Origin of the sequence: Legionella cardiaca (assembly GCF_029026145.1) — a bacterium.
Lineage (GTDB): Bacteria > Pseudomonadota > Gammaproteobacteria > Legionellales > Legionellaceae > Tatlockia > Tatlockia cardiaca.
The window spans coordinates 1744526-1765969 of sequence record NZ_CP119078.1 but is presented as its reverse complement, the minus strand read 5'-3'; the positions used below and the strand labels follow the sequence as shown (position 1 = coordinate 1765969).

Sequence of the window (21444 nt, the reverse complement as noted above, 5' to 3'; positions counted from 1 at the left end):
ACCGAAATGTTATTGCACTGCAACAATTTTAAAGCTTAATTATAAAATCTTCTTAAAATTAGTTGATAATGATGACATGAGTGTGGTGTTTTATTTAGAGAGTGGTGTCGGAAAGTGACTGTTTTTTATATAATTAAGTGGTTAAGGCAGTTAAAATTCTACGTTTTCCTTTAAAAGGAGCTCTGCCGTGCATGGTAAGGACATTATCTAAAACCATAACATCCCCTTTTTTCCAGGGAAAAGAGACGGTATGTTTTTTCAATGTATCAAGAATATGGTAAAGATCAGCACGGGATATTGTGCTTCCATCAGCGAAAATGACTTCATGTAATCGTGTTAAGCGACGAAAATATAGCAGTTTGACCGCAAGAAAATTTAAAAGTCCTAACAATTTAGGGTTAAAATCATAAAGATGAGCCTGATTAAACCAAACGGTTTCTTTAGTTATTGGGTGTTGAAGAAGAGCGGGGCGAGTGTGTTTTAATTCAATCCAGTTCCCACGAAGCCATCGCCATCTAATTTCATTAGTTTGGCAAAATTGCTCGACGATTGTTTTGCTATCCGTTTCAAAAACATCCATCCACGATTTATGGGAGCGTGCTAAGTAATTAATGAATGTCATTAATGCGCTTTTTTGATAGTAATGAGAAATATAGGTTAACTCTTTTTCGCGAAAGCGACTTACTACCTCAGGATCCAGTGAATTATAGATTTTTCTAGCATCGGCAATGACCGTTTCTCCTTGATATTCGGGTTCAATTTCGCAATAAAAGTAAACATGAGCAGGATAAGTTTTCAAATATGAAAGTTCCTGATGTAATGGAATATAAATATGAGGCGGAGCCTCAGTGGACGTATATATTTTATTAATTACTTTGTCGCGAGGGCTGTCGCCGCCAATGTAGTTTACAAAAGTCCCTAAATTTATTGCTTTAATAAAATCCGAAAAATGCTCAGCTGTAGTTAAAGGTAAATCCCGAAAAAGCAATGCACCATGAGTTAATAATTGTTGTTGAATTTGAGCTTTATAATGCGGGATTTTTTGCTTCCATTCTGAGGCATTTGTCTTTTTAAAGGTAAAAACTGTAGGAAAACCCTCTTGAATACTAAAATCTTCCATAATTAACCTCCATGATTGCTAATTTTAGTCCACCTAACAAAAAAATAATATTTTTGTTGGAGGGATATGGTGCGCTATCGTCTTGATGCATCCGAGTTGCACGTCATCGAGCGTCGAGAGGGATTTCCCAATTGACACAGTCCTTAAAGTAGTGATTTGCGATTAAGGTTAGGGGAGTTTAACGACATACGAGCATAGAGAGGGACTCCTTTAAGGGATTGTAATTTAAGTAGTAAGTAATCAGGTTAGGAAAAGCGCGTTAAAAATCATTACACGATTCTATTATTAATTGCGTAACAGCTGTGTTATTCCTAAAAACTTGGCAGCCGATATTCACACCTTGTAAGTCGACGAAATTATAATAGGGTTCGTTTTGTTGCAAATTAATTCCCATATCGATTTTGGCGGCAGAGCAATATTGATTGGGTTTACTTGCATCCGGATAAATTTTGACATTTTGCAGGGTTACGGAGTAATGGCCATCGCCATTTCTTGCTGACTGAAAGGCAATGATGTTTTGGCCATCTACATACACCTGACTATCAGGAGGAAAGCTCTGGGCATATTCAATTGATAAGTTGGGACATTTTGAAGTAATGATCATGCCCTTTGGGCCAAGTTCAGCATAAGCAGCAGGGATAGTAATAGTCATAAAGTAAAATAACACTACTTTAAGGCTTCTTATTCTGTCCATAATGAATTTCCTAATCATAGCTACTCCTATAGATAATAGCCTAAATGGTACAATTTTTTTATGGTCTGAAAAGAGTTAACGTTGGGAGATTGCCGGGCTACATGCTTATATCCCGGCTATAGGGGATAAGAATCAATTTTTAGGCCCAGGGATGAACCAGTTTTGTTACTGGCTTAAGCAGTTTTTCCACTAGGGATTTTTTACCATGCGTTGTGATTTTAAATGCATTAAATGTTGCCATTTTTTCGGTAAGGTAGTCATCACTCGTTTTTAATTGATCAACAAGACGTAAATCGAAGGCATCTTTCGCTAGCCAGTGTTCGCCAGTTGCAACCTCATCGATGTTTAATTGTGGGCGATTTACCAAAACATAGGTTCTGAAGGCTTGATGAATTTTTTCCAGATCTTCCTGAAATTTTTGTCGTCCTTTTTCTGTATTTTCGCCAAATATTGTCAACGTGCGTTTATATTCTCCTGCGGTTAGCAGTTCAACATCGATATCATTTTTCTTTAACCAGCGATGAAAATTGGGTAATTGTGCGACAACACCGATAGACCCAATAATGGCAAAAGGGGCTGCGATAATAGTGTGAGCAACGCAGGCCATTAAATAACCACCACTGGCGGCCATTTTGTCAATACAGACTGTTAAAGGGATATTTTTGTCGCGTACTCGTTGTAATTGCGAGGCAGCAAGACCGTAACTATTGACAGCACCACCAGGACTTTCTATACGAACAACCACTTCATCGTTAGGTTCGGCAATAGCAAGAATAGCGGTAATGGCATCACGTAGCTGGTCGGCCTCACTTGCTTTAATGTCACCATGAAAGTCAATAACATAGAGAGAAGGTTTGTCATCGCTTACTTTTTTCTTCTTCTTTTTCTCAGGTTTTTTGTTTTTGATGTCATGAGACATTTGTTGCATTGTTTCTTCATATTTCTTATTTAATGAGGTAATTTCCAGTTTAGGTTTGGGTTTACGGCTTAATGCTGCAATACCCGCAAAAGTTAATAATACAGCAATTACCAGGGTTAATACTTTCAGTAGAAATAAACCATATGCAGATAGAAATTCCATCGTCCACCTAATTCATGAAACAAGTAAATGCCGATTATCCCTATGACTGCGCAATGGTGCAAGTTCTTTCCGCAATAAGCCTCTTGCTATAAAGGACAATTCTAGTTAGTCTGCCTGTTTTACCTTAACCATTCTCTATGCTTGAAGTCCGCGCACTTTGTTTTGATTACCAAGATAAGCCTCTGCTGAATCAGGTTGAATTTGAATTAAAAGCAGGGCAACTATTGCATTTACGTGGTAGTAATGGGACAGGAAAAACCACGTTACTGCGATTGTTAGCAGGTCTTTTAAATCCTTTAGCTGGCGAAATTCATTTTAACGGGGAAACTATTGCTAACAATATTACAGCCTATCAACAAAACCTTTGTTATGTTGGACATAGAACGGGGATTAATCCCCTGTTAACAGTTAAGGAAAACTGCTTTTTTGATATGCATTGGGGAAGACGAGCGGTTGATTTTGAGCTCTTGCTTGAGAATTTTGGTTTGGGTGGATTGAGTAATGAAATAAGTGGACATTTATCGGCCGGTCAGCGCCGACGTGTAGGATTGCTACGTATTGCAATGACGGATGCTCGTTTATGGTTACTGGATGAACCCCTAGTCGCACTTGACAAAGATGCCATTACACTCTTTTTGGACTCGCTTGAAAATCATCTGTTTCAAGGAGGACTGGTTATTTTCACATCGCATCAAAGCTTACCAATTGGTAAAATAAACTACCGGGAGTATTGTTTATGAAAGCGCTGTTTTCTCTTATCGGATGCAGAATATGAATCTTGCTGTCCTTTTTAAGAGACAATTTCATCGGGAAGTATTACTCCATCTCCGCCAGCCAAGGCTTCTGTTGCATGCATCATTATTTTTTTTGATGGTTACGGTTTTTTTCCCTTTAACCATGCCACCAGAAGCTTCAATGATGCGTGTTGTCGCGCCAGGCATAGTCTGGATAGCCATGTTATTAGCCATGTTACTTTCGTCTGTAGGGCTTTTTCAGCAAGATCACGAGGACGGAGTAATAGAACAGTGGTTAATTTCAGGTTATCCGTTGAGTCTTATTATTACTGCCAAATTGCTGGTTCACTGGTTACTTAATTTATTGCCAATGTTAATTTTTTGTCCTTTGCTGGCTGTGTTGTTTAATTTAACTGCTTACGAAACGGTTATTTTAATGCTCAGTCTCATTGTAGGGACGCCTGCTATTCTTTTTTTATGCGGACTTGCTGCTGCATTTAGTGCTGGTAAGGGGGTGTTGATGGCATTGGTTTTATTGCCTCTAACGGTGCCGATAATGATTTTTGGAAGTGGCAGTTTAGCGGCAGTTATGCAGGGATTTTCTGTCTCAGGCTTTATAACTCTCTTAACAGCGGTATCCCTTTTAGCAAGCGCTTTTCTACCTTTTGCCATTGCTGCTGTTATTCGCATTAGCCTTGCTGACTAATGCGTGATAAAATTCTAGTTTTTTCTTGACTTAATTATCTCCTATGTGGAAATTTTTATACCAAATGGCTTCCCCTAAAACATTTTATGAGCGTACCAGGCCATGGCTTGTTTGGTTAGGGTTGAGTGCTTTGGTATTTTTAAGCGCAGGCCTGATTTGGGGATTGGTTTTTGCGCCACCTGATTATCAGCAGGGTGATGCTTTTCGTATCATTTATGTCCATGTGCCAAGTGCATTCTTATCGATGGCGCTGTATGGCTGGATGGGTTTTCTAGCTATTCTTTTATTAGTTTGGCGCATTAAAATGGCAGGGCTTATTTTAGCAATAGCTGCTCAGCTTGGTGCATCCATGGCGTTTCTTGCTTTGATTACGGGAAGCATTTGGGGTAAACCGATGTGGGGTACCTGGTGGGTTTGGGATGCACGATTGACATCCGAACTGATTTTATTGTTCTTGTATTTAGCAATCCTGGCATTAAAAAGTTCATTTCAAGATCAAGAACAGGGGGATAAAGTCGCAGCTATTCTTACTCTGGTAGGACTTATTGATTTACCTATTATTCATTATTCCGTTTATTGGTGGAATACCCTTCATCAGGGCTCCACGTTATCGGTATTTGCAAAACCTAAAATTGCGGCGCCCATGTTATACCCACTCCTATTGACTATTCTTGGTTTTTCCCTTTACTGCCTCTGGGTTATTACGCACAAAGCACGTAATGAACTTTTAATCCGCGAGCGCAGGCAACAATGGGTGAAGAGTCTAGTGGAAGGAGGAAAGGTATGAGCCAATTTATGCATTGGTGGTCTATGGGAGGTTATTCCATGTACGTATGGCCCGCGTATGGCCTGGTTTGTATTGTACTTGGAATACATGTGTTCGGTATCCGATCTCAACGTTTGCGAACAATCACAAAATTGCAGCAATGGTTTAAGAGATAATAATGATGAATACTGTTCGCCGCCGTAAAATTTTTCTGCTGCTGTTTATTGTATCTATTTTAGGATTGGTTACAGGGCTGGTTTTATATACTTTACGACAAAATATCAGTTTATTTTATACGCCAACTCAAATTGCAGAAGGGGTGGCGCCAAATGATCGAACAATTCGATTAGGCGGCATGGTGGTTAAAAACAGTATTGTACGCAATACCCATGATTTGTCTGTGGAGTTTCAATTAACTGATTTTAAACAAACAGTGACTGTAAATTATCGCGGAATATTACCTGACTTATTCCGGGAAGGTCAGGGTATTGTGGCACTTGGCAAATTGCATGATAACCATCATTTTAAAGCTACGGAAGTGCTCGCAAAACATGATGCAAACTATATGCCACCCGAAGTAAAAGATGCTTTGGCGAAAGTGGCACAAAATGGAGAAAAGAGAAGTCCATGATAGCTGAAATCGGTTTGTTTTCTTTAATAGTAGGTTTGGTTTTTGCGGTGTTGCTTGCGTTGGTTCCAACTTATGGTTTATGGCGTAACAAAATAGATTGGATAACTGCTGCACCTTTATACGCTTGTGGTCAGTTTGTTTTTATTGCTCTGGCTTATCTTTGTCTGACTTTCTGTTTTTTGCGCGATGATTTTAGTGTGATCTATGTATTGACCAACTCCAGTATCTCACTTCCCTGGTTTTATAAAGTTTGCGCTGTCTGGGGAGGACATGAGGGCTCGATGTTACTGTGGGTGGCGATACTTAGTTTGTGGATGTTAGCAGTCAGTTTTTTTAGTAAAGCATTGGACAAAACCATGAGAGCCCGTGTATTAGTGGTTCTCGGATGGGTGAGCATTGGTTTCATTCTCTTTTTGTTATCAACATCTAATCCCTTTGCGCGCCAGTTTCAGGTGTTGCAGACACAGGGTCGGGATTTAAATCCTCTATTGCAAGATCCGGGCTTTTTATTTCATCCGCCTATGTTGTATATGGGATATGTAGGATTTTCTGTGGCCTTTGCATTTGCCATTGCGGCTCTTTGGGTTGGACGGGTCGAGTCATCCTGGGCAAAATGGACAAGACCCTGGACATTAGCTGCCTGGTGTTGTTTGACGACAGGTATTACTTTAGGAAGCTGGTGGGCTTATCGTGAACTAGGCTGGGGCGGCTGGTGGTTTTGGGACCCAGTTGAAAACGCTTCTTTTATGCCTTGGCTTATTGGTACAGCATTATTGCATTCATTGGCAGTCAGTGAGCAGCGACAACAATTTAAAGCCTGGACTTTATTGTTGGCTATTTCTGCCTTTTCATTAAGTCTTATTGGTACATTTCTGGTACGTTCGGGAGTATTGACCTCCGTTCATGCTTTTGCTGTTGATCCCAAACGTGGTTTGTATATCTTGGGTTTTTTGCTCTTTGTAATCGGTGGTTCTTTACTGTTATTTGCCTTAAGGGCACAAACGTTACAAAATCGTGAGAAGCCATCTCCCATTTCGCGCGAAAGCGCTTTGCTTTTAAATAATGTTTTTCTTGCCACCATGATGCTTACGGTATTAATGGGAACCGTTTATCCCTTACTCATCGATGGTCTTGGGTTAGGTAAATTATCGGTTGGTGCTCCTTATTTTAATTCGGTTTTTGTGCCTTTAATGATTCCTTTATTAATCTTAATGGGCATGGGCATACACTTAAATTGGCAACGAGATAGTTTGCAAAAACTACTACCACGATTACGAAGCGTATTAATAGTCAGTTTATTAGGTTCATTAGGCCTTTTATATTGGTTAACTACAATGATTAATCTTTCTGCCTTATTAGGTCTGGCGTTGGCCCTTTGGGTGATCTTTAGTACTTGCAAATTAGTTTTAGTTCGAAGTAAACAACGTGGAGTTGTTAACCTGGGGCAGGGCTTTTGGGGAATGGTTGTTGCTCACTGTGGTGTAGCAGTCACAGTCATTGGCATTAGTATTTCCTGTAACTATGGCATTCAAGACGATGTAAGAATGGGGCCCGGTGATAAAGTAAATCTTGTTGGATATGATATTCAGTTTATCGGCGAATCATCTTTACAGGGACCAAATTACCATGGTACTCAGGCGCGTTTTACGATAAATCATCACCATAGAACAACGACTATTTATCCAGAGAAGCGAATTTATAATGTAGGGCAGATGGCCATGACTGAATCTGCAATCGATGTGAATCCATTTCGTGACATTTATGTGGCCTTAGGCGAGCCATTGGACGATAAAGCATGGTCAGTGCGACTCTATTATAAACCCTTTATTCGCTGGATATGGGGCGGAGGTTTTATGATTTTAGCGGGTGGTTTCCTTGCATTAACGGATAGACGTTATTATCAAAGACGTCAACGAGTAAATGCTCTAAATGAGGTAATTGCATGAGACTTTGGCGCTTAATCCCTTTAATTGCTTTTGGTGTTCTGGTAATTTTTCTTTGGCGAGGTTTATCTTTAGAACCGCAAACACTGCCCTCTGCAAAAATTGGTAAATCACTTCCAGCGTTTCAGTTAAAAGCCTTGGAAGGAGAACACTTATTTACTCCTGAAGCATTACGCGGGCAAGTTGCTTTGCTCAATGTTTGGGCGAGCTGGTGTACTGCTTGTGTGGAAGAGCAGGTTTTTCTGATGCGTCTTGCACGAGAGGGTGTACCTATTTATGGTTTAAATTACAAAGATGATACCAATAATGCTCAACGTTGGCTCAAAGAGTGGGGAAATCCTTATCGTGCTATTGGTGAGGATCATGAAGGGAATGTCGCAATTGACCTGGGTGTTTATGGCGCACCTGAAACGTTTTTAATCGATAAGAAAGGTATTATTCGTTTTAGGCATGTCGGTGTTTTGGATGAAAAAACGTGGGAAACAGAATTTTTGCCAAGAATGAAGCATTTACAGGAGAAAGCATGATGCGTTTTCGGCTTTATTTTTTCCTGGCAAGTTTTTTCTGGGTAACAATAGCTATAGCAAATACCTTTTATCCCCTTGAGACAGCAAAGCAAGAAGCCCAATTTTCCCATTTATTAAAAGAATTGCGCTGTTTGGTTTGCCAAAACCAGGATTTAGCTGACTCCAACGCCAGTCTTGCCAAAGATTTACGTGAGCAGGTTTATGTTTTGGTCAAAGAAGGGAAAGCGGATAGTGAAATTATTGATTATTTAACTTCTCGCTACGGTGATTTTATTCTATTTAATCCCCCTGTAAAACCACTGACAGCATTGTTATGGTTTGGTCCGGCTCTCTTTTTATTTGCGGGTTTATTGATTTTTTGGCGTACCTGTTTAAAGCGAAGTGCAAATGAATAAATGGTTATTAATTTGTTTTCTAATGCTGGTTTTATTAGCTCTACCAGTTATTTTATATCCTTTTCGTAAATCAAAAGGGATATCATTTTTATTAACGCTTATGATTGCATTGGCAATCATAGCAGGGTATTGGCACTGGGGAGCAATGCCGCAGTGGCAACTCTTTCTTGACCATGAAGAAAAACAGAAAAAGGTTCAGGCAGTATTACAATCGATAAAAAACCCAATGCAACTGATTGAAAAATTAAAAGCTCGTTTGCAGACAGATCCCAATAGTGCTCGTGGCTGGTATTTATTAGGACGTTTGTATGCTAGTCAGGAACAATGGGTATCTGCACGTGATGCCTTTGAAAAAGCTCATCAATTAAATCCCGACGATGAGGCAACTACCGTAAATTATGCACAAAGCCTGTGGCAGCTTAATCAACAACAATTTAATGACGCAATCAGAGCGTTATTTAAAAAGTTATTGCAAAAAAATCCAAATCAACCTGATGCCTTGGCAATGTTGGCAATGGATGCTTTCACGGCACAAGATTATCAGCAAGCAATTGATTATTGGCAGCAGCTGCTAAAATTAGCACCTGAGCAATCACAAGAAGCACAAATGATCCGTAAAGCGATTGCGAAAGCTCAGCAACAATTACCGTCTTAACAGACTGAAATTAGTTTAAAGATGGAACAATGCAGTAGTTAATGCCTAGATAGAAAATCCTATTATTTGAGGAATAAAATGCAAAAACTACCTGTCTTAAAGCCAGGAGATAGTGTCGAAATTATTGCTCCAGCTTCACGCTGTTCGGATAAACATTTAATGGATCTTAAAAAGCTACTAACGTCCTGGGGCTTAAATTGCTTAGTCGATGCGGCCATTTTTGGTCAAGATCTGTTATGTGCTAATAACGACGAAATGCGCTTTTTTTTCTTAAAGAGAGCGCTTGAGAATACTGAAACAAAAGCTGTTATCTGTGCTCGTGGGGGATATGGCAGTATGCGTTTAATTCCCTCTTTAAGCCAAATGGCTAAACCAGTTGTCCCGAAAGTGTTTGTCGGAATGAGCGATATTACGGCTTTACAATTGTATTTTCAAAGACAATGGCAATGGCCAAGTATTCATGGCGCTTTAGCAGTTGATAAATTTTCTCCCGAGTCCATCGCGGCATTGAAGGCGTTATTATTTGGTGAAACTCATTCACTTGAATTTCGGGGGACAGCGCTTAATTCCCATGCCGAAAAGACAACGTCCTTTAAAAGCATAATAACCGGCGGAAACTTGACATTAGTGCAGGCAAGTATCGGTACCAGTTGGCAAATTGATGGGCACGATAAAATAATTTTTCTTGAGGAAATTGGGGAGCGCGGTTATCGGGTGGATCGCATGTTAATGCATTTATTGCAAGCCAGTGTCTTTAAAGAGGCTAAAGCAATTGTCCTGGGTGACTTTCTTGGGGGAGCTGAACCGAATGGTATATCCCTAATTCAACCTGTGTTAGAGCGTTTTGCCCAAAGTTGTGAAATTCCTGTCATTCAAATAGAAGGTATTGGTCATGGGTACACCAATTTTCCACTCCCTCTGGGGGTCGAGATGTTGCTAAATCTTGGTAACGACATTTTACTTAATATCTAATCCCTCAGTATACCGCGTGGTATCTGGCTGCTCGAAGCAGTGTCCTCATCGTCTGGATACCGCGGATAAACCGCGCCTTGTAGACTCTCCTTCCAAGTTTCTGATAGGTTAAGCCCAACTATTTCAACTAAAAAATTTATTTAAATTACAGATATGACCCATAAAGACTACCTATTCTTAAATTTATGTGTTAAATAGTTGTAATTCGTCTAGACTAAAAGTTGATCATGGAGTTTTACTATTCAAGGAGCGAAAATGAATAATCGGGTGTATCAAGTCATTGAACTAGTCGGTAGTTCAGAAGATGGGATTGAAGAAGCAATTAACAATGCTATCGCACAGGCCGCTAAAGATTATGGTAAATTAGATTGGTATGAGGTTATGGAAACTCGTGGATTTATTGAAGGGAATAAGAGTAAATATTACCAAGTGCACCTAAAGGTTGGTTGTCACGCTCACTAAAAAATAGTGGTGTAGCCCGGGTAAATAATGAACCCCGGGTTACGGTTCCTGCAGACTAAAAAGGTAATCGTTCACGACTCTCATCATTCAGAATCCCTCGTCATTAGAGCCCTCACATTATCCAAGCTCCCCACGTTGTCCCCCTCCACGTCATTCAGATTCCCCACGTCATCCAGAGCGAAGCGAAGGATCTCCTGAGTGCCATAGGTTTACCTAAAGATAGTGCCACATTCAGGAGATCCTTCGTCATAAACTCCTCAGGATGACGTGAATCGTGAATGCTTATGGCTAAATTTCCCAGGATGACATGGGTTGTGACGGTTGCCTAACAAGTTGGTGATATGTTACACCAACTCTTGATATTCCCGTAAAGCCTTTAAAAAATGCCAGCCGTAGTGATTAAGCTTGTGTTGCCCAACCCCTGAAATATTGAGTAACTCATCTAAATTTTTAGGATTGTCTCTTACCATTTGATGTAGTGTTGTATCACTGAAAATCATGAAGGGAGGTTTGTTTTCTTCCTCAGCAAGTTTACGGCGCAGTGCACGTAATACATCAAATAGCGGATGATTTGCATTAGTAAAATTATCACGGTCTTTATTTTTAACTTTCTTCATTTTTAGCTCAGAATGTGGGATTGAGAGAGAAACTTTTTCTTGGCTTTTTAAAACAGCTGCCGCTTTTTTAGTCAATCGAAGAACATTAAAATTACTAATATCCTGATAGCAAAAATCGCGATGAATTAATTGCCAGGCCAATTGTTTCCAATAATTCGCTGACTTATCTTTCCCTATACCAAACGTGCTCAATTGATGATGAGCTAATTTTTGAATTTTTTCCGCGGTGCTTCCACGAAGAACATCAATTACATGAGTCATACCATAGCTTTGCTGTAGTCTATAGATGCAAGATAGAAATTTTTGTGCATCTTCCGTAGCATCAACAGTTTGCGGAGGGTTATCACAAACATCACAGTTATTACATAAATTTTCAGTAGGTTCATCAAAATAGCGCAGCAGAATTTGACGACGGCAGTGGGTGGCTTCTGCAAAAGCAAGCATGTGATTTAATTTGCCAATTTCAATACGTTGTTGTACCTCATTTGAGGCAGTAGCAATCCAGCCGCGTAAGCGGCCACTATCCGCAGGATCATAGAATAAGATTGCTGAGGCAGGTAAGCCATCACGGCCCGCGCGACCAGTTTCCTGATAGTAGCTTTCAATATTTTTTGGTAAGTCGTAATGCACCACAAAACGCACATTTGGTTTATCAATGCCCATGCCGAATGCCAGGGTGGCTACCACAATGTCAATTTTGTCATGACGAAATAAACTTTGTACTTCGCGACGTTCATTGTAAGCAAGGCCTGCGTGATAAGCTCTGGCTTTTACCCCTTGTTCCTGTAATTTAAGTGCTACTCGTTCAACGCCATTACGAGTGCCACAGTAAACAATTCCTGATTGTTGATTTTGTGTTTGTAAAAATTGTTGTAATTGTTTTACAGGATTATCTTTAACAACAACGGTATAGTGAATATTTGGACGATTAAATGAGACGATAAATTGCTTTGGTTCATAGTTTAATTTTTTAATAATATCTTGTCGGGTCTGCTGATCCGCGGTGGCTGTAAGCGCAATCATTGGCACAGTAGGGAAATGGGTTTTTAATAACCCTAGCGTCGCATATTCGGGGCGAAAATCATGTCCCCATTGTGAAATACAGTGGGCTTCATCGATAGCAAATAAGGCGAGAGAACAGTCTTGCAGGCGTTCTAAAAACGATTGACTCATTAAACGCTCAGGGGCAATGTAAAGAAAATCCAGTTCGTTTGCATGAAGTTGGGCAAGGACCTGTCTTGCCTCGTCAGTGGTTAGAGAGGAATTATAATACGCTGCACGCATCCCTTGTAATTTCAAAGCAGCAACCTGATCTTCCATTAAAGCAATAAGTGGAGATACCACAATGGCAACACCTTGGCGTACTAAAGCTGGGATTTGGTAACAAAGAGATTTTCCACCGCCTGTTGGCATGAGTACTAACAAGTCATTCCCGGTAATTAGATCATGAATGATGTCTTCTTGCGGATGGCGGAATGCATCAAAACCAAAATAATCTTTTAACACATGGAGAGCTTTTGTACGATAGAATTCAGTGTGTCCCATGGTTTCCATACGTTTTTTCTTTTTTTTATTTAACGGATGCGAAAAATTGGCAATAATAGCATTCTTTATTAACTCATCGTAAATACTTTGTTTGCCTTTCGCTTTAAAAAAAGCAGGGATAGATAAGGGATGGTTTAAGGCAAGTGATCTTCACCAAAGGCTTATAAATTTGTGGTGATAACCCATTTTGCTAAGCGAAAAAAATGTTATGGTTTAAACTAGTTAGATAACTTAATTATTTAAGGAAAGCTATGGATTTTAAGTTAAGTGAAGAACATCTTGCCTTTCGAGATATGGCTTTAGAGTTTGCCCGCAATAAATTAGCACCTAATGCAGCACACTGGGATGAACACAATTTCTTTCCAGTGGATATCATGCGTGAAGCAGCAAATTTGGGAATGGCTGGTATTGTTGCTGCTGAAGATATTGGTGGTGCCGCTTTAAAGCGTCTTGATGCGGCAATTATCTTCGAACAACTTGCTGCTGGTTGTGTTAGTACGAGTGCTTATCTTTCTATTCATAATATGGTGACCTCACTGATTGACCGTTATGCTCAAGAGCCTTTACGGAGCACTTGGGGACCTCGTTTAACTTCAATGCAGGCTTTAGCAAGCTATTGTTTAACAGAACCAGAAGCCGGTTCAGATGCCGCATCATTAAAAACTCGAGCAGTTAGAGAAGGTGATTGCTACATTCTAAATGGTGCAAAAGCCTTTATCTCTGGCGGTAGCGTCAGTGATGTTTATTTATGTATGGTAAGAACAGGAGATGATTCCCACCATGGAATTTCTTCACTATTAATCGAAAAAGGAACACCGGGCTTAAGTTTCGGTAAGTTAGAAAGAAAATTGGGCTGGCATAACCAACCTACTTGCATGGTTTATTTTGAAAATTGTCGCGTTCCTATTTCCAATCGGGTAGGCGATGAAGGTATGGGATTTAAAATTGCCCTGAACGCTCTTAACGGAGGACGAGTTAACATTGCTGCTTGTTCATTGGGAGGAGCAACCGCTTGCCTACGTCTTACACAACAATATCTTCATGAGCGCAAGCAATTTGGTAAATCATTAACGCAAATGCAAGCTTTGCGTTTTTATTTTGCTGATATGCTGACCGATTTTGAAGCTGCGCGATTAATGGTGTATCGAGCAGCTGATGCGTTAGATAAAAATGATCCACATGCTCCTATGTATTGTGCTATGGCTAAGCGTGTGGCAACTGATGTTGCTTTTCGCATTAGTGATAAAGCTATGCAGCTGCATGGCGGCTATGGTTATCTTCATGATTACCAAATCGAGCGAATTTTTCGCGATTTGAGGGTGCATCAAATCCTTGAGGGTACTAACGAGATCATGCGAGAGATTATCGCGAAAGCAACATTAGACGATGATTATCTGATTGAATAATCCTTAAAAAAGGTTGTATTTGAGGGATCGTATAAATTAATAGAAATAAGAAATAACAGGAGTTTCTGCATGAATTTAATTGAAAAAGAGTTGGATAATCAAGGCATTTTAACGTTAACTCTCAATCGTCCGGAAAAGTTAAATGCATTGAGTACAGACGTTTTATATGCTCTAAAAGAGATCTTTGCTGAAGCCAAAGAAAATTCTAAAGTGAAAGCTATTCTTTTAACCGGTTCAGGCAAAGCTTTTTGTGCTGGAGCAGATATTTCCCGTTTGGCAGAATGCAATGCTCAGACTGGATACCAATTTGCCTGCGAAGGTCAAGAGGTTTTTAGACAATTGGAGATGCTCGGTAAACCCTCGCTTGCTGCTGTGAATGGTTTTGCATTTGGAGGAGGCTGTGAGCTGGCTATTTCAGCAACAATAAGAATTGCCTCCACCGCCGCGCAATTCGGACAACCCGAGGTAAAATTAGGCGTTATACCTGGCTATGGTGGAACACAACGCCTGGCAAGATTAATTGGTAAAGGACGTGCTCTTGATTTATGCCTGACAGGTCGCTTTATTAATGCTGAAACCGCTTTAAGCTGGGGGTTGATTAGTGAAGTTGTCGAACCCGATGCTTTGCTTGAACAAGGAAAGTATATTTTAAACACGATTTTATCGATGGCTCCGTTAGCGATTGCCAGTGTGATGGAAGTGATCGATCACGGTTATAATCTTCCGTTAACTGATGCACTGCATTTGGAAGCTATTCATTTTGCTAAAGTTTGTGCAACTGCAGACAAGCAGGAAGGCGTGGCGGCATTTTTAGCAAAACGTAGGGCAGATTTTAAAGGAGAGTAGGGATGACGACAGAGATAGTCTTCGCTCGCGAAGGACATCTGGGCTTAGTAACCTTAAATCGGCCGCAAGCATTAAATGCACTCACTTTGGACATGATTAAAGCTTTACAGCAGCAATTATTGCTTTGGGAAAAAGATGCCACGATTCATGCTGTTATTGTACAAAGTCAAGATGAAAAAGCCTTTTGTGCTGGTGGGGATGTGCGTTGGTTGTATGAAGCAGGATTAAATAAAAGTCCTGAACAAATGCAATTTTTTTGGCATGAATATCGTCTAAACCACTATATTCACTGTTTTACTAAGCCTTATATTTCTTTAATGAATGGCATTACCATGGGAGGGGGCGTAGGCATCTCTCTTCATGGTTCGCATCCTGTTGCGACCGAGCGATTTATTTTTGCAATGCCTGAAACCGGTATCGGTTTTTTCCCTGATATTGGTGCAAGTTACCTATTATCACGCTGTCCTGATGCGACTGGTACTTACTTAGGTTTGACAGGGAATCGCCTGCAGGCGCAAGATGCCTTTGCTTTAGGTTTGGTTAAACAGATTGTATCGTCCGATAGACTACAAGAGTTGGTGAAAAATCTGGCTAATGTTGATTTAACCCACCACGCTCATGAACAAGTGGATGCTTGCCTAAGTCAATTAGCCCTGGCACCTGAGAAAGCCCCTATTGAAGATCAAAAATCAGCAATAGCGCATTGTTTTTCTCAGCAATCGATGGAAGAAATTTTTTCTGCTCTGGAAGAAATGGGTGATGAATGGGCAACGACAACGTTAAATAATCTGCGTCATAAGGCCCCTTTGAGTCTTAAGGTGACGTTGACACAAATTCAAAGAGCAAAAACAATGTCCATGGCTGAATGTATTTCAATGGATTACTGTCTGGTTAACCAATTTATGCGTGAGCCTGATTTTTATGAAGGTATCAGAGCATTATTAGTGGATAAAGATAAATCACCTCGATGGCAGCCTAATAGTTTAGATAAAGCAACGGCAGCAAAGGTTGCTGACTATTTTGAATGTCGGGAAGAACTTATTCTTATTGCTTAATAACTTAGCTTATAGCCTCGGATAATTTGTAGTTGAGGTTATAAGCTTGTGATTCAACTTAAATCAGCTGGGTACTCGCAGAAGATGGAAAATTTGCCTGTAGAAGTGCTTTTGTTAATTTTTGCTTATCTTCCTTCTCATGGTATTGCACAGATTGCAGCCACATGTACCTTGTGGAATACCCTAACCAATGAACAGGTATTTTGGAAACAACGTTGTCAACGTGACTTTAGTGCAAAAGCGATAAAGACCATTCAAAAAGAGCATGAAGAATCGTCATGGAAAAAAATCTATTTTTATTTAAGGGAAAACACGACCAAGGCATACAAACGACTTATGGATGTTAAGGCCTATAGTAGTCGGCCAGATAATGAGTTGAAGCTGTTTGCAGCTGCTTTAACGGGAAATACGGACAGGCTACATGTTTTATTTGATAATGAGCAACTTCATTTAAAAGATATTTTTAATGTGGATAATTGGGACGTTACTGGGGAAGAATTGTTATATCCCGAGCGTCATCAACAATTTGGATATGAACTGCTTGAACCCTATGATTCTCACGCCTGTCTCCTTGATTTCATTTGCTTGCATCAACAACAAACTGTATTAGATAGATTGTATTCACTCGCACTGAATGAGAGGCCGGAAAATCGTTTATTTTGGGCGGTCGTATGTAATCAATCTCAGCAAGAATTGCTAACAATCATGCAGGAGACTGGCAGTAAAGTTATACTGCTTTTATCATTTACAAGTCGACCATCTTATGAAGCGCGCCTTTTTGAATTGGCGGTTGTTTTTGGCCATTTTGAATTGGTTAAATTTCTGTTAGAACCTTATTCCAATAAATCATTTGAGTTAATAAAAGAAGCTCTTATGATTGCGGTATATCGAGGTCATGTGGAAATTGTTAAATACCTCCACACTTGTTTTACAACTATTCCGACAAAAGAAATTGGACTTTATCATTACCTGATTGAAATAGCTGCCTCTCATGGGGAGCTTTCTATCCTTGAGGTATTATTAAGTAAACATTCAATGCCCAGCGTTTTGGAGAAAGCATTTAAAGCAGCGGTAATAGGAAACTGTCATCTTGTATTAGAGGCGCTTTACAAAAAATATTCCGCTTTTTTCCCTCAGTTTTTTCTCCAGCAAATGTTATTTGAAACGTTAAATGCTGACGATCCCTATAGAATTTTGTGCTTTTTATTTGATAAAGGAGTTGATGTTTTTGCCAGGGATAATTTTAATCGGACTATTGATAATTTTTGTGGGAAAAGCCAGCGCTTAAAGAACATGGTTTTTTGTGAAATTAAAATTCAAAATGCTATAAAGTTAATAAAAAAACAGCAAGAGCCATGGGCCTTTAGTCCTATAATAAGCTTTAGCTATTTGTTCACTGCCACTACTTCTTTTTTCCAGACAAATACTTCCGCTCTCTTAGAAGAAGCTTATAAACTCGAGCCCGATTATTTTTGTCATCGAATCAATGTGTTAATGACCAATGCCTCTTGTCTGCATGACAAAAAAACTGTCGCAAAACTGGCTTCATTAGTTCAATTTTTATCCATGAAGATGGGTTTTGATATAACTTGCAGAACTCAGACATCAGATTGTTTTTTTATCTAAATTAACTCTAAACATGGAAATGTACTCCTAACCTATACAGATTTTCTAAAAATCTATAAGAGCTTTTTCTCCATATAAAATAATTTATGAAATTTATTAATACTTTCTTAAGCTAATTAGTATACAATGCGCAATTCCTGAGCTTAGTCACTCATTCAGTTAAAATTGAATAAATACCTAAGAGAGTTTTTTGACTGAGGTTCAGTTAAGCAAATTAATTAATCTTTGGAGTAATGATGGCAAAACTTATTAGACCTATTTTTCATGAAGAAGCATCTAGACTACGAACTACTGTACAGCGTGGGCTTACCATGTTTAGACCTATTCAGGAAACAGAACACAAGGCGTCTGATTTCGCTGGTTATCTTTTAAATCCAATTATCGACATCGTCTTAATGCCCGCATTTGTTGTAGATACTGCTATTCATTTGGTAAATAGTCTGGTTTCATTGCTCAATGCAGCTTATATTTGGAGTTCTAAACAGCAGACATCTGAAGAGTTAATCGATAGTTATTCAAAATGAGAATTTAAAGCGGCAGCAGAGCAATTTGGTGCAGCCATTTCATCATTAATTTCTCTACTTAATCCAATTTTCAGTGCCCTGAGTTTAGTTACTCGTCCGGTTGCTAGCGCTGTTAAAGGTATTGCTAATGCATTGGATTGCGGTTCTTCTTCACAATATGATGAAGAATCTCATCATCCTGAATTTTCTTACCAATAAGATTGTTATTAAATTGATTTGAACCCTAGGGTTCAAATCAATTTATCTACTCGTGTTATCATTGTTAATATTTCCTTAAGCTTTCATTTCTAGAATTTATCATTTTTCTTAACCATCCGTCAGTGACAATCCATCCCATAGTTGGTTAAGGATAACATTTTATTAATAAAAACAATTGTTAATAGGGAGTTCATCATGGTAGGAGTTATACCTTCTATATTTGCAAAGAGAGATAGAATTTTTGCTTCCCCGCAAAATCGTTTTTTTACCGTGTTTAAACCCATCCAGCGTGTAGATTATAAACAGTCAGATTTTACTGCTTATCTTTTAAATCCAATTATTGACCTTTGTCTAGCACCTGCATTTTTACTTGATGTAGTTATTGACGTTGTAAATACAGTAATTTCACTTTTAAAGGCTGCCAACTACTGGTCACACAACCAGCAAAGAGAAAGTAGTTTGTTGGATAGTGAGGCAAAAAGGGAATTAAAAGAGGCACAAATATGCTTTTTAAATGCTATTTCTGCTTTAATGTCGGCGGTTATTAATCCAATTTTAAGTATCTTAAGTTTAGTAACCCGTCCCATCGCGAGTGTTGTAAAATGTGTCGCTGATGCGATAGACGAGTGCTGTTCCCCTTCCCATGGCTTGTAAGACGGTTCAAATTGGGAATTGATTTACAGGGTGGATTTAAATCAATTCCCAGCTGGCTGTCTACAAATTTAAGAACTATATTCCATAGTAAATTGTCAGTTTAGGTTCTTTCCCTTAAAATGCACGTTATCTTGTGCAGTGGCAGGTTCATATGTCCGATTTTTATCAGAATTTTTCCAAACGGCGAACATTCGCTATTATTTCTCACCCCGATGCAGGTAAAACCACGGTCACCGAAAAATTATTATTATTCGGGGGTGCTATTCAGCTGGCTGGTACTGTGAAGGGACGAAAAGCCGACAGGCATGCAACATCTGATTGGATGGAGATGGAGAAAGAAAGAGGAATCTCTATCACTACCTCCGTCATGCAGTTTATTCATAATAACCATGTGATGAATTTACTCGATACCCCAGGTCATGAAGATTTCTCTGAAGATACCTACAGAACGCTCACGGCAGTCGACTCCGCGCTAATGGTTATCGACGTTGCTAAAGGGGTCGAGGAGCGAACGGTTAAATTAATGGAAGTATGTCGTTTACGAGATACACCAATTATGACTTTTATTAATAAATTAGACCGTGAGGGACGAGAGCCGATTAGTTTGCTTGATGAGGTTGAAACTGTACTTGGTATTCAATGTGCGCCTGTAACCTGGCCCGTTGGAATGGGGAAACGTTTTAAGGGGATTTACCATCTCTATCAAGACACTGTTTATCTGTATCAGCCAGGAAAAAATACTCAAAAACAGGAAGCAGTGGCAATAAAAGGATTAAATAATCCGCAATTAGATGAGCTCTTAGGAAGCATGGCCCAAGAACTACGTGATGAAATTGAATTAGTTAAAGGTGCTTCACACGAGTTTAACATTGAAGATTATCTCTCAGGAAAACTGACGCCCGTTTATTTTGGGTCTGCTATTAATAATTTTGGCATTAAAGAACTTTTGGATGATTTTGCTGAATATGCTCCAGGCCCTATGCCTCGCGTGGCATTGGAGCGACGGGTAAATCCTGCTGAAGAAGCGTTTAGCGGTTTTGTATTCAAGATCCAGGCTAACATGGATCCCAAACATCGCGATCGCATTGCTTTTTTGCGTATTTGTTCTGGAACCTTTAAGAAAGGGATGAAATTAACACATTTGCGAATTGCAAAAGAAGTGCAAATTGCGAATGCACTAACTTTTATGGCAGGCGATAGGGCGCACGCAGAAATGGCAATGGCAGGTGATATTATTGGTTTGCATAATCATGGCACTATTCGCATTGGCGATACGTTTACTCAGGGGGAAACCTTAAAATTTACCGGCATTCCCAATTTTGCACCCGAGCTTTTTCGCTTGGTACGTCTTAAAGATCCACTAAAAAGCAAAGCATTATTAAAAGGTTTGATTGAGTTATCAGAGGAAGGAGCAACGCAAGTATTTCGTCCTTTAAACAGCAATCAATTGATTTTAGGTGCAGTGGGTGTCTTGCAGTTTGATGTTGTGGCCCACCGTTTAAAACATGAATATAAAGTAGACTGTATCTATGAAACGGTAAATGTGAGCTGTGCTCGCTGGGTTTATTCTGACGATGATAAAGCGATGGCTGAGTTTCGTATAAAAGCTCATGATTACCTGGCTTTAGACGGTAGTGATTCTTTAATGTATCTGGCCCCTACAAGGGTCAATCTAACCATGGCCCAAGAGCGCTATCCCAAAATTCATTTTGCAGCGACCCGAGAACATTAATAAAGAGATAGGAGAGGGGAAGAGTATTCCCCTCATACCTCAAAGCTACTGACATTTCATTATTCTGGTAAAATGTCAATAAACTCTTTGAGTTGCGTTTAAGTTGAGCAACTTGCAGAAACAGTGTTTTCGCCTTGATTAGTTAGTCTTACTTTGCTACCAGACTCCGCTGCAATAATGACTTTATCACCATTATGAACGGGCATTAATAGTGTATCGCCCTGGTGTAAGCTGATGTCATTAACTTTTCCTGATTTCTTTAGAATCTCAATAAAAATATCGTCACTATTATCCTTGGTGTGTATTGTGCAAGTTGAAGTGATAGTCCAAAACCAGGAATTTACAAAATCCTCTGATTTATTTGGAGCTAATTCATACTCCACGTTAATACCAGCCGCCAGGGTGTGAGTTATAGCCAGGGCGTTCGCACTGAATAATGCTCCTGCACAAAACAAGCTATAACCAAGCTTTCGTAACATAAAGATCTCCTAATAAAAAATCAATTAAGATAACCTTATTTTGTGGGCTTAGCAAACCATGAACAATAAACACGTC

Annotated in this window: 23 protein-coding genes; 18 read left to right on the top strand and 5 right to left on the bottom strand. The window is 39.5% G+C overall.

Annotated elements, in window-relative coordinates:
* Window positions 1–133 precede the first annotated feature (133 nt).
* The 3 genes from PXX05_RS07570 to sohB form a co-directional block, all read right to left on the bottom strand.
* Entirely contained in the window at window positions 134–1120 is a 987-nt protein-coding gene (locus tag PXX05_RS07570) for a TauD/TfdA family dioxygenase (protein ID WP_275087621.1), read from the bottom strand.
* 259 nt (window positions 1121–1379) lie between these two features.
* Entirely contained in the window at window positions 1380–1832 is a 453-nt protein-coding gene (locus PXX05_RS07565) for a hypothetical protein (protein WP_275087620.1), read from the bottom strand.
* A 121-nt stretch (window positions 1833–1953) separates the two neighbouring features.
* Window positions 1954–2895: a protease SohB gene (gene sohB, locus PXX05_RS07560; RefSeq protein WP_275087619.1), complete on the bottom strand. Its 942-nt coding sequence runs from the start codon at window positions 2893–2895 to the stop codon at window positions 1954–1956.
* Window positions 2896–3032: 137 nt separating this feature from the next.
* On the opposite strand from sohB, the gene ccmA reads away from it, so the two are divergent.
* The 11 genes from ccmA (at window position 3033) to PXX05_RS07505 (ending at window position 10686) form a co-directional block, all read left to right on the top strand.
* Window positions 3033–3635, top strand: a complete 603-nt coding sequence (gene ccmA / locus PXX05_RS07555) for a cytochrome c biogenesis heme-transporting ATPase CcmA (protein WP_275087618.1) — start codon at window positions 3033–3035, stop codon at window positions 3633–3635.
* 31 nt (window positions 3636–3666) lie between these two features.
* Complete coding sequence (gene ccmB / locus PXX05_RS07550) at window positions 3667–4335, top strand: heme exporter protein CcmB (RefSeq protein ID WP_275087617.1); 669 nt, start codon at window positions 3667–3669, stop codon at window positions 4333–4335.
* A 43-nt stretch (window positions 4336–4378) separates the two neighbouring features.
* Window positions 4379–5122 carry a heme ABC transporter permease gene (locus tag PXX05_RS07545; protein WP_275087616.1) on the top strand — a complete coding sequence of 248 codons (744 nt, stop codon included), beginning with the start codon at window positions 4379–4381 and terminating at the stop codon, window positions 5120–5122.
* Window positions 5119–5277: a heme exporter protein CcmD gene (gene ccmD / locus PXX05_RS07540; RefSeq protein ID WP_275087615.1), complete on the top strand. Its 159-nt coding sequence runs from the start codon at window positions 5119–5121 to the stop codon at window positions 5275–5277. The genes PXX05_RS07545 and ccmD overlap by 4 nt, the downstream gene beginning before the upstream one ends.
* Window positions 5278–5282: 5 nt before the next feature.
* Complete coding sequence (gene ccmE / locus PXX05_RS07535; protein WP_275090481.1) at window positions 5283–5732, top strand: cytochrome c maturation protein CcmE; 450 nt, start codon at window positions 5283–5285, stop codon at window positions 5730–5732.
* Entirely contained in the window at window positions 5729–7678 is a 1950-nt protein-coding gene (locus PXX05_RS07530) for a heme lyase CcmF/NrfE family subunit (RefSeq protein WP_275087614.1), read from the top strand. Before ccmE ends, PXX05_RS07530 begins: the two co-directional genes overlap by 4 nt.
* Window positions 7675–8202, top strand: coding sequence for a DsbE family thiol:disulfide interchange protein (locus tag PXX05_RS07525; protein WP_275087613.1), 528 nt, complete (start codon window positions 7675–7677; stop codon window positions 8200–8202). The genes PXX05_RS07530 and PXX05_RS07525 overlap by 4 nt, the downstream gene beginning before the upstream one ends.
* The gene (locus PXX05_RS07520; protein WP_275090480.1) at window positions 8202–8597 is read left to right on the top strand and encodes a cytochrome c-type biogenesis protein; all 396 of its coding nucleotides are present in this window, start codon (window positions 8202–8204) and stop codon (window positions 8595–8597) included. The genes PXX05_RS07525 and PXX05_RS07520 overlap by 1 nt, the downstream gene beginning before the upstream one ends.
* Window positions 8590–9252 carry a tetratricopeptide repeat protein gene (locus PXX05_RS07515; protein ID WP_275087612.1) on the top strand — a complete coding sequence of 221 codons (663 nt, stop codon included), beginning with the start codon at window positions 8590–8592 and terminating at the stop codon, window positions 9250–9252. The genes PXX05_RS07520 and PXX05_RS07515 overlap by 8 nt, the downstream gene beginning before the upstream one ends.
* Before the next feature lie 78 nt (window positions 9253–9330).
* Complete coding sequence (locus PXX05_RS07510; protein WP_275087611.1) at window positions 9331–10224, top strand: S66 peptidase family protein; 894 nt, start codon at window positions 9331–9333, stop codon at window positions 10222–10224.
* Between the two features lie 255 nt (window positions 10225–10479).
* Complete coding sequence (locus PXX05_RS07505) at window positions 10480–10686, top strand: dodecin (protein ID WP_275087610.1); 207 nt, start codon at window positions 10480–10482, stop codon at window positions 10684–10686.
* 344 nt (window positions 10687–11030) lie between these two features.
* Here the strand turns inward: PXX05_RS07505 and recQ are convergent, their stop codons facing one another.
* On the bottom strand, window positions 11031–12857 hold the full coding sequence (gene recQ, locus PXX05_RS07500; protein WP_420844575.1) for a DNA helicase RecQ: 1827 nt from the start codon (window positions 12855–12857) through the stop codon (window positions 11031–11033).
* Between the two features lie 242 nt (window positions 12858–13099).
* On the opposite strand from recQ, the gene PXX05_RS07495 reads away from it, so the two are divergent.
* From PXX05_RS07495 to PXX05_RS07465, 7 genes are all read left to right on the top strand, one after another.
* Window positions 13100–14254, top strand: a complete 1155-nt coding sequence (locus PXX05_RS07495) for an acyl-CoA dehydrogenase family protein (RefSeq protein WP_275087608.1) — start codon at window positions 13100–13102, stop codon at window positions 14252–14254.
* A 69-nt stretch (window positions 14255–14323) separates the two neighbouring features.
* Complete coding sequence (locus PXX05_RS07490; RefSeq protein WP_275087607.1) at window positions 14324–15100, top strand: enoyl-CoA hydratase/isomerase family protein; 777 nt, start codon at window positions 14324–14326, stop codon at window positions 15098–15100.
* A 2-nt stretch (window positions 15101–15102) separates the two neighbouring features.
* A complete protein-coding gene (locus tag PXX05_RS07485) occupies window positions 15103–16155 on the top strand; it encodes an enoyl-CoA hydratase/isomerase family protein (RefSeq protein WP_275087606.1) in 1053 nt (350 codons plus the stop codon).
* A gap of 84 nt (window positions 16156–16239) precedes the next feature.
* Entirely contained in the window at window positions 16240–17781 is a 1542-nt protein-coding gene (locus PXX05_RS07480) for an ankyrin repeat domain-containing protein (RefSeq protein WP_275087605.1), read from the top strand.
* 233 nt (window positions 17782–18014) lie between these two features.
* Window positions 18015–18305: a hypothetical protein gene (locus PXX05_RS07475; RefSeq protein ID WP_275087604.1), complete on the top strand. Its 291-nt coding sequence runs from the start codon at window positions 18015–18017 to the stop codon at window positions 18303–18305.
* Between the two features lie 393 nt (window positions 18306–18698).
* Window positions 18699–19157, top strand: coding sequence for a hypothetical protein (locus PXX05_RS07470; RefSeq protein ID WP_275087603.1), 459 nt, complete (start codon window positions 18699–18701; stop codon window positions 19155–19157).
* Window positions 19158–19308: 151 nt separating this feature from the next.
* Window positions 19309–20889: a peptide chain release factor 3 gene (locus PXX05_RS07465; protein ID WP_275087602.1), complete on the top strand. Its 1581-nt coding sequence runs from the start codon at window positions 19309–19311 to the stop codon at window positions 20887–20889.
* Window positions 20890–20987: 98 nt separating this feature from the next.
* Here the strand turns inward: PXX05_RS07465 and PXX05_RS07460 are convergent, their stop codons facing one another.
* Window positions 20988–21368, bottom strand: coding sequence for a hypothetical protein (locus PXX05_RS07460; protein ID WP_275087601.1), 381 nt, complete (start codon window positions 21366–21368; stop codon window positions 20988–20990).
* Between the last annotated feature and the right edge of the window lie 76 nt (window positions 21369–21444).

Excerpts from the sequence above, each read along its gene's own strand:
- sohB (WP_275087619.1), bottom strand. The coding sequence starts at position 2,895 with ATGGAATTTCTATCTGCATATGGTTTATTTCTACTGAAAGTATTAACC.
- PXX05_RS07520 (WP_275090480.1), top strand. The coding sequence starts at position 8,202 with ATGCGTTTTCGGCTTTATTTTTTCCTGGCAAGTTTTTTCTGGGTAACA.
- PXX05_RS07510 (WP_275087611.1), top strand. The coding sequence starts at position 9,331 with ATGCAAAAACTACCTGTCTTAAAGCCAGGAGATAGTGTCGAAATTATT.
- ccmE (WP_275090481.1), top strand. The coding sequence starts at position 5,283 with ATGAATACTGTTCGCCGCCGTAAAATTTTTCTGCTGCTGTTTATTGTA.
- ccmB (WP_275087617.1), top strand. The coding sequence starts at position 3,667 with ATGAATCTTGCTGTCCTTTTTAAGAGACAATTTCATCGGGAAGTATTA.
- PXX05_RS07570 (WP_275087621.1), bottom strand. The coding sequence starts at position 1,120 with ATGGAAGATTTTAGTATTCAAGAGGGTTTTCCTACAGTTTTTACCTTT.
- PXX05_RS07485 (WP_275087606.1), top strand. The coding sequence starts at position 15,103 with ATGACGACAGAGATAGTCTTCGCTCGCGAAGGACATCTGGGCTTAGTA.
- PXX05_RS07470 (WP_275087603.1), top strand. The coding sequence starts at position 18,699 with ATGGTAGGAGTTATACCTTCTATATTTGCAAAGAGAGATAGAATTTTT.
- PXX05_RS07545 (WP_275087616.1), top strand. The coding sequence starts at position 4,379 with ATGTGGAAATTTTTATACCAAATGGCTTCCCCTAAAACATTTTATGAG.
- PXX05_RS07460 (WP_275087601.1), bottom strand. The coding sequence starts at position 21,368 with ATGTTACGAAAGCTTGGTTATAGCTTGTTTTGTGCAGGAGCATTATTC.
- PXX05_RS07465 (WP_275087602.1), top strand. The coding sequence starts at position 19,309 with ATGTCCGATTTTTATCAGAATTTTTCCAAACGGCGAACATTCGCTATT.
- PXX05_RS07565 (WP_275087620.1), bottom strand. The coding sequence starts at position 1,832 with ATGATTAGGAAATTCATTATGGACAGAATAAGAAGCCTTAAAGTAGTG.
- ccmA (WP_275087618.1), top strand. The coding sequence starts at position 3,033 with ATGCTTGAAGTCCGCGCACTTTGTTTTGATTACCAAGATAAGCCTCTG.
- PXX05_RS07505 (WP_275087610.1), top strand. The coding sequence starts at position 10,480 with ATGAATAATCGGGTGTATCAAGTCATTGAACTAGTCGGTAGTTCAGAA.
- PXX05_RS07530 (WP_275087614.1), top strand. The coding sequence starts at position 5,729 with ATGATAGCTGAAATCGGTTTGTTTTCTTTAATAGTAGGTTTGGTTTTT.
- PXX05_RS07490 (WP_275087607.1), top strand. The coding sequence starts at position 14,324 with ATGAATTTAATTGAAAAAGAGTTGGATAATCAAGGCATTTTAACGTTA.
- ccmD (WP_275087615.1), top strand. The coding sequence starts at position 5,119 with ATGAGCCAATTTATGCATTGGTGGTCTATGGGAGGTTATTCCATGTAC.
- PXX05_RS07495 (WP_275087608.1), top strand. The coding sequence starts at position 13,100 with ATGGATTTTAAGTTAAGTGAAGAACATCTTGCCTTTCGAGATATGGCT.
- PXX05_RS07515 (WP_275087612.1), top strand. The coding sequence starts at position 8,590 with ATGAATAAATGGTTATTAATTTGTTTTCTAATGCTGGTTTTATTAGCT.
- PXX05_RS07525 (WP_275087613.1), top strand. The coding sequence starts at position 7,675 with ATGAGACTTTGGCGCTTAATCCCTTTAATTGCTTTTGGTGTTCTGGTA.
- PXX05_RS07480 (WP_275087605.1), top strand. The coding sequence starts at position 16,240 with ATGGAAAATTTGCCTGTAGAAGTGCTTTTGTTAATTTTTGCTTATCTT.
- recQ (WP_420844575.1), bottom strand. The coding sequence starts at position 12,857 with ATGGAAACCATGGGACACACTGAATTCTATCGTACAAAAGCTCTCCAT.
- PXX05_RS07475 (WP_275087604.1), top strand. The coding sequence starts at position 18,015 with ATGATGGCAAAACTTATTAGACCTATTTTTCATGAAGAAGCATCTAGA.